This is a genomic window from Pseudomonas sp. H3(2019), from assembly GCF_007713465.1.
In the GTDB taxonomy this organism is placed as follows: Bacteria; Pseudomonadota; Gammaproteobacteria; order Pseudomonadales; family Pseudomonadaceae; genus Aquipseudomonas.
Window position 1 is genome coordinate 142,091 of sequence record NZ_VMSG01000016.1, and the last position, 7,037, is coordinate 149,127.

General features: G+C 58.6%; 6 protein-coding genes. 2 read left to right on the plus strand and 4 right to left on the minus strand.

The annotated features are described in order from the left end of the window. Positions 1-66: 66 nt before the first annotated feature. From FPT12_RS17455 to FPT12_RS17470, 4 genes are all read right to left on the minus strand, one after another. On the minus strand, positions 67-1,503 hold the full coding sequence (locus FPT12_RS17455; protein ID WP_145017820.1) for an NAD(P)(+) transhydrogenase (Re/Si-specific) subunit beta: 1,437 nt from the start codon (positions 1,501-1,503) through the stop codon (positions 67-69). After that, positions 1,503-1,826: an NAD(P) transhydrogenase subunit alpha gene (locus tag FPT12_RS17460; RefSeq protein ID WP_003187010.1), complete on the minus strand. Its 324-nt coding sequence runs from the start codon at positions 1,824-1,826 to the stop codon at positions 1,503-1,505. The genes FPT12_RS17455 and FPT12_RS17460 overlap by 1 nt, the downstream gene beginning before the upstream one ends. 15 nt (positions 1,827-1,841) lie before the next feature. Next, positions 1,842-2,963, minus strand: a complete 1,122-nt coding sequence (locus FPT12_RS17465; protein WP_145017822.1) for a Re/Si-specific NAD(P)(+) transhydrogenase subunit alpha — start codon at positions 2,961-2,963, stop codon at positions 1,842-1,844. A gap of 430 nt (positions 2,964-3,393) precedes the next feature. Continuing rightward, entirely contained in the window at positions 3,394-4,314 is a 921-nt protein-coding gene (locus FPT12_RS17470; protein WP_145017824.1) for a LysR family transcriptional regulator, read from the minus strand. A gap of 157 nt (positions 4,315-4,471) precedes the next feature. On the opposite strand from FPT12_RS17470, the gene FPT12_RS17475 reads away from it, so the two are divergent. Together FPT12_RS17475 and FPT12_RS17480 are read left to right on the plus strand one after the other, a co-directional pair. After that, the gene (locus tag FPT12_RS17475) at positions 4,472-5,653 is read left to right on the plus strand and encodes an acyl-CoA dehydrogenase (RefSeq protein WP_145017826.1); all 1,182 of its coding nucleotides are present in this window, start codon (positions 4,472-4,474) and stop codon (positions 5,651-5,653) included. Between the two features lie 13 nt (positions 5,654-5,666). Then, positions 5,667-6,887 (plus strand): CaiB/BaiF CoA-transferase family protein, encoded by a 1,221-nt coding sequence (locus FPT12_RS17480; RefSeq protein WP_145017828.1) that lies wholly within the window; start codon positions 5,667-5,669, stop codon positions 6,885-6,887. Positions 6,888-7,037 lie beyond the last annotated feature (150 nt).

The window sequence follows — 7,037 nt, forward strand, 5'->3', positions numbered from 1 at the left end:
CTTGTGTGCAATAAAAAACCCCGGCCTACAAAGGCCGGGGTTTTCGGTATTGCGTTGGAGCAGTCTTTACTCGACGGCTTTAACCATGTCTTCGATGACTTTCTTCGCGTCGCCGAAGACCATCATGGTTTTGTCCAGGTAGAACAGTTCGTTGTCCAGACCGGCATAGCCGCTGGCCATCGAGCGTTTGTTGACGATGATGGTCTTGGCTTTGAACGCTTCGAGAATCGGCATGCCGGCAATCGGCGATTTCGGGTCGTTCTTCGCCGCCGGGTTGACCACGTCGTTGGCGCCGAGCACCAGTACCACGTCGGCTTGGCCGAATTCGGAGTTGATGTCTTCCATCTCGAACACCTGATCGTAAGGCACCTCAGCCTCGGCCAGCAGCACGTTCATGTGGCCGGGCATCCGACCGGCTACCGGGTGGATCGCATACTTCACGGTCACGCCTCGGTGGGTCAGCTTCTCGGTCAGTTCTTTAAGCGCGTGCTGTGCTCGTGCGACCGCCAGGCCGTAGCCTGGAACGATGATCACGGTGTCGGCGTTGGTCAGCAGGAACGTGGCGTCGTCCGCCGAGCCGGATTTCACCGGGCGGGCTTCTTTCGAGCCTGCTGGGCCAGCCGCGTCTGCAGTGTTGCCGAAGCCACCGAGCAGTACGTTGAAGAACGAACGGTTCATCGCCTTGCACATGATGTACGAGAGAATCGCACCGGACGACCCGACCAGCGAGCCGGCGATGATCAGCATCGAGTTGTTCAGCGAGAAGCCGATTCCCGCCGCAGCCCAGCCGGAATAGCTGTTGAGCATCGACACCACGACCGGCATGTCGGCGCCGCCGATCGGGATAATGATCATTACGCCAAGCACGAAGGCCAGGGCCAGCATCAGGGCGAAGGCGCCGAGGTTGCCGGTCATCATGAAGGTGACGCCCAGGCCCAGTGTTGCCAGGCCCAGCAGCAGGTTGATTTTATGCTGTCCGCCGAACTGTACCGGTGCGCCCTGGAACAGGCGGAACTTGTACTTGCCCGACAGCTTGCCGAACGCGATCACCGAGCCGGAGAAGGTAATGGCACCGATCGCCGCGCCGAGGAACAACTCCAGACGGTTGCCGGCGGGAATCGAATCGCCCAGCTGTTTGACGATGCCCAGCGACTGCGGCTCGACCACGGCGGCGATGGCGATGAACACCGCTGCCATACCGATCATGCTGTGCATGAACGCGACCAGCTCTGGCATCTTGGTCATTTCAACGCGTTTGGCCATGATCGAACCGGCAGTGCCGCCGATCAGCAGGCCGACGATCACGTAACCGATGCCGGCGGTGGCCAGCTCAGAGCCCAGTTTGAACACCAGGCCGACGGTTGTGACGATGGCCAGCGCCATGCCGAGCATGCCGTACACATTGCCGCGTCGCGACGAGGTCGGGTGTGACAAGCCCTTAAGGGCCTGGATGAAGCAGATCGACGCGATCAAGTAGAGCGTCGTGACAAGGTTCATGCTCATTACTTGGGCGCCTCTTCTTTTACGGCTTTCGGGGCTTTTTTCTTGAACATCTCAAGCATTCTGCGGGTCACCAGGAACCCACCGAACACGTTGACCGCAGCCAGCGCCACAGCGAGAGTGCCCATGGTCTTGCCCAGCGGAGTCACGGTCAGTGCCGCCGCCAGCATGGCGCCGACGATCACGATCGCCGAAATGGCGTTGGTCACTGCCATCAGTGGTGTGTGCAGTGCGGGTGTAACGTTCCAGACCACGTGATAACCGACATAAATCGCCAGCACGAAGATGATCAGGTTGTAGATACCGGGGGAGATAAGCTCTTCCATCGTCTGAATCCCTGCTTAGGCGTTTTTGCGGATGACTTGGCCGTCGCGGCACATCAGGCACGCGGCGACGATGTCGTCTTCTAGGTTGATCTGGAATTGGCCTTCGGGTGTGAAGACCAGTTTCAGGAAGTCCAGCAGATTGCGGGCATACAACGCCGAGGCATCTGAACCGACCTGGGCGGCCAGGTTGGTTGGGCCGGCAATGGTCACGCCGTGCGCGACCACCACTTGGTCGGCCACGGTCAGCGGGCAGTTACCGCCCTGTGCGGCAGCCAGGTCGATGACCACCGAACCGGGTTTCATCTGCGCCACGGTTTCAGCGCTGAGCAGCACTGGCGCCTTGCGGCCGGGAATCAGTGCGGTGGTGATGACGATGTCGGCTTGCTTGGCGCGCTCGTGCACGGCCAGGGCCTGACGTTGCATCCAGCTGGCCGGCATGGGGCGTGCGTAACCGCCGACACCAACGGCACATTCGCGCTCTTCATCGGTCTCGTACGGGACGTCGACAAACTTGGCGCCGAGAGATTCGATCTGTTCCTTCACCGCAGGACGCACATCGGACGCTTCAATCACTGCGCCCAGACGCTTGGCGGTGGCGATCGCCTGCAAGCCTGCCACGCCGGCGCCAAGGATCAGCACGCGAGCGGCCTTCACGGTGCCTGCTGCCGTCATCAGCATCGGCATGAAGCGCGGATAGTAATGGGCGGCCAACAACACAGCCTTATAGCCGGCGATGTTGGCTTGCGAGGACAGCACATCAAGACTTTGCGCGCGGGAAGTGCGCGGAGCGGCTTCCAGGGAGAACGCGGTAATGCCGCACTCGGCCAGCTTGGCAATGGTTTCATTGCTGAACGGGTTGAGCATGCCAACCAGCACGGTGCCGCGTTTGATCAGGGCCAGTTCGCTGTCGCTGGGCGCGACGACCTTGAGAATCAGCTCTGCGCCAAAAGCATCATTGGCACTGCCAATCATTGCGCCTGCCGCTTCATAAGCACTGTCGACAACGCTGGCATTAATGCCGGCACCGCTTTGCACAGTGACTTTATGACCCTGGCCGATCAGCTTCTTGATGGTTTCCGGGGTTGCAGCAACCCGCGTTTCACCGGTCTGGGTTTCGAGAGGAACACCAATGTGCACGTCAAATCTCCTGCTTGATCTTATTGCTTTCGATCATTCTTGGATGGCCAGCGCACTGCGGAGGGTGCGGCTGGGGCGGCCGATCAGCACGCCCCCGCCGTATTTCGGGCGGGGCGCGGCATTTTGCAGGCGAACTTTGTGCCCTTCAAGGGATTATGACGGGTGACGGAAAATTAACTACAAGTCACCCTGTGACCGAATGTCGCAAGTGCCCGCCTAAATCCCTTCTAGGCCGTGCCTTGTAAGGATTTCTGTCGAAATCCAGGAAATTACACATCGGCGCTGTGAATGACGCGGCATTGCGTTGAATCAGGGCCGCAAAGCCACGCCGTTAGGCGCTTGTGGGACGACGGTGCCTCCTGAAGGTACAGTCTGTTGAAATGCGACAAATACTTATATCTGTAGTGCTTTAATTTTACTGACTACGTGGTCAGTTTGTTATGGATAAGCCCTGCCCTTCTAGGTTGTAGCTGTGTGCCTGGTTAACCAGCCAATCGCGAAATGCGCGTAGAGAGGCGGATTCGACCTTTCGATCAGGAATCATCAAGTAATAGGCCTTGATGCTCGACAGCGCCTGAGGGTTGGCAATCACCAGCCGTTTCTCTGCCAACTCACGCTGAATCAGGAACGGTGGGATCAGTGCGATGCCCATGTCATGCATCGCCGCCTGAGCCAGCATGGAGAATAGCTCGTAACGCGGACCTGTCATGTCGCGGGGGACATTCAGGTGCTGTGAGGCGAACCATTGGCGCCAGGCGTAAGGGCGCGTGGTCTGCTGCAGTAGTGGCAGGTCGGCAATCATTTCGGCGCTCAGGTGTGTGTGATCACCAAGTAATCTCGGGCTGCACACCGGCATCGGATTCTCGCCCATCAGCCTGTGGGATTCGGTACCGGACCAATCGGCGTCACCAAAGTAGATCGCGGCGTCAAAATCGGTGTCGGCAAACAGAAAGGGTCGTGTGCGGTTGGTCAGGTTGACCGTGACTTCCGGATGTTGCTGCTGAAAGTCCTTGAGTCGCGGCAGCAGCCATTGAGTACCAAAGGTCGGCACGACCGCCAGTTCGATGACGTTAGCGCCCTGCTGGCCCATCACTGACAGCGTGTCCCGTTCAACGGCATCCAGCTGGGTTGCAACACGTCGGCTGTAGGAAAGCCCCGCCTCAGTCAGCTTCACGCCGCGTCGTGAGCGTCGGAACAGTTCGACACTGAGGAACTCCTCCAGGCTGGCGATTTGTCGGCATATCGCTCCTTGGGTCAGCGATAACTCTTGAGCAGCCTTGGTAAAGCTCTCATGGCGGGCTGCCGCTTCGAAGCTGATCAGTGCAGCAGTGCTGGGTATCTTCCTGCGCATGTACGGCAACCTCACTAATAGTTGGCATAGGTGGCGTCTAAGGCCATTACGGAGTGAGAAATTAGCACAACAGTATGCAAAATCCTCGTTTGCCCAATGTGCTAGCGGCGCCTAGGATCAGTCCACGATATTTGACCTACTTCGCGAGGACTCTCTCATGGCCGGTAAAGCTAGCTTCAACTGGATCGATCCCCTGCTGCTGGATCAACAGCTCACCGAAGAAGAGCGCATGGTGCGCGACAGCGCTGCCCAGTTTGCTCAGGGCAAGCTGGCGCCACGTGTTCTGGAAGCTTTCCGTCATGAGAAAACCGACCCGGCGATCTTTCGTGAAATGGGCGAAATCGGTCTGCTGGGTGCGACCATTCCTGAGCAATACGGTGGCAGCGGTCTGAACTATGTGAGCTACGGCTTGATTGCCCGTGAGGTCGAGCGCGTCGACTCCGGTTATCGCTCGATGATGAGCGTGCAGTCTTCGCTGGTCATGGTGCCGATCAACGAATTTGGGACCGAAGCGCAGAAACAGAAATACCTGCCGAAGCTGGCTACCGGTGAATGGATCGGTTGCTTCGGTCTGACCGAGCCGAACCACGGTTCCGATCCGGGTTCGATGATCACTCGTGCACGTAAAGTGGAAGGCGGCTACAGCCTGACCGGCAGCAAGATGTGGATCACCAATAGCCCGATCGCTGACGTATTCGTGGTGTGGGGCAAGGATGACGCTGGCGATATCCGCGGCTTCGTTCTGGAAAAAGGCTGGAAAGGCCTGAGCGCTCCGGCGATTCACGGCAAGGTCGGTTTGCGCGCCTCCATCACCGGCGAGATCGTGATGGACAACGTATTCGTTCCTGAGGAGAACATCTTCCCGGATGTCCGTGGTTTGAAAGGCCCTTTTACCTGCCTGAACTCCGCGCGTTATGGCATCGCCTGGGGGGCTCTGGGTGCGGCCGAGTTCTGCTGGCACACCGCTCGCCAGTACACTCTGGATCGTCAGCAGTTTGGCCGGCCTTTGGCTGCCACCCAGTTGATCCAGAAGAAACTGGCGGACATGCAGACTGAAATTACCTTGGCCCTGCAAGGTTGCCTGCGTCTCGGGCGTATGAAGGATGAAGGCACGGCTGCCGTCGAAATCACCTCGATGATGAAGCGCAACTCTTGCGGCAAGTCGCTGGACATCGCCCGCATGGCCCGCGACATGTTGGGTGGCAATGGCATCTCCGACGAATTCGGTGTTGCGCGTCATCTGGTCAACCTTGAGGTGGTCAACACCTATGAAGGAACTCACGATGTTCACGCGCTGATCCTGGGACGTGCGCAGACCGGTCTCCAGGCGTTCTATTAATAGGAGAGCGGCCATGGGTGCGTTATCGCATTTGCGGGTACTGGATTTATCGCGAGTATTGGCCGGACCTTGGGCCGGGCAGATTCTCGCGGACCTCGGCGCCGAGGTTATAAAGGTCGAGCGCCCGGGCAATGGCGATGACACTCGCGCCTGGGGGCCGCCCTTCCTTAAGGATGCTTACGGCGAGAACACCAGCGAGGCCGCTTATTACTTGTCGGCCAATCGCAACAAGCAGTCGGTGACCATCGACTTTACTCAGGCCGAAGGCCAGCGTCTGGTTCGCGAGCTGGCGGCGAAGTCCGACATTCTGATCGAGAATTTCAAGGTTGGTGGTCTGGCGGCCTATGGGCTGGACTACGAGTCGCTCAAGGCGATCAACCCTGATCTGATCTATTGCTCGATCACTGGCTTCGGCCAGACCGGACCTTATGCCAAGCGTGCGGGTTACGACTTCATGATCCAGGGGCTCGGTGGCTTGATGAGCCTGACTGGCCGCCCTGAAGGTGATGAGGGTGCCGGACCGGTGAAAGTCGGTGTGGCGCTGACAGACATTTTGACCGGGCTCTACTCGACGGTCGCGATCCTGGCGGCGTTGGCGCATCGGGAGCATGAAGGTGGTGGTCAACACGTCGACATGGCGCTGTTGGATGTTCAGGTGGCGTGCCTTGCTAACCAGGCGATGAATTACCTGACTACCGGCATTGCTCCCAAGCGCTTGGGTAATGCTCACCCGAACATTGTTCCCTATCAAGACTTCCCGACCGCGGACGGTGATTTCATCCTGACGGTGGGGAATGACGGGCAGTTCCGCAGGTTCGCCGAAGTGGCTGGTCAGCCGCAGTGGGCGGATGATCCACGGTTCGCGACGAACAAGCTTCGTGTTGCGAATCGTGCGGTGCTGATTCCGCTGATTCGTCAGGCTACGGTCTTCAAGACCACTGCCGAGTGGGTGGCACAGCTGGAGCAAGCGGGTGTGCCGTGCGGACCGATCAATGATCTGTCGCAGGTATTTGCCGATCCACAGGTTAAGGCGCGCGGTTTGGCGATCGAGCTTCCTCATGCGCTGGCTGGGGTGGTGCCGCAGGTTGCCAGTCCCATTCGCTTGTCCGAGACACCAGTGGAGTACCGAAGCGCCCCTCCTCTATTGGGTGAGCACACGCTTGAGGTTTTGCAGCGGGTGCTGGGGCTTGAGGCCGCTGCCGTTGCTGCTTTTAAAGAAGCTGGAGTGCTCTGAGGGTTCCTTCTATATAGAGGCGGTGTTTTTCCTTCTCCAAATAGAGGGGAGAACACTGTTTTTTCGGCTTTCTGCAACTCATTGATAGAAAAGCAAAATTAAGTGTTGACGGCAGATTCTGGACGTCTATAATTCGCCCCACTTCCGGCG

Excerpts from the sequence above, each read along its gene's own strand:
- FPT12_RS17455 (WP_145017820.1), bottom strand. The coding sequence starts at position 1,503 with ATGAGCATGAACCTTGTCACGACGCTCTACTTGATCGCGTCGATCTGC.
- FPT12_RS17460 (WP_003187010.1), bottom strand. The coding sequence starts at position 1,826 with ATGGAAGAGCTTATCTCCCCCGGTATCTACAACCTGATCATCTTCGTG.
- FPT12_RS17470 (WP_145017824.1), bottom strand. The coding sequence starts at position 4,314 with ATGCGCAGGAAGATACCCAGCACTGCTGCACTGATCAGCTTCGAAGCG.
- FPT12_RS17475 (WP_145017826.1), top strand. The coding sequence starts at position 4,472 with ATGGCCGGTAAAGCTAGCTTCAACTGGATCGATCCCCTGCTGCTGGAT.
- FPT12_RS17480 (WP_145017828.1), top strand. The coding sequence starts at position 5,667 with ATGGGTGCGTTATCGCATTTGCGGGTACTGGATTTATCGCGAGTATTG.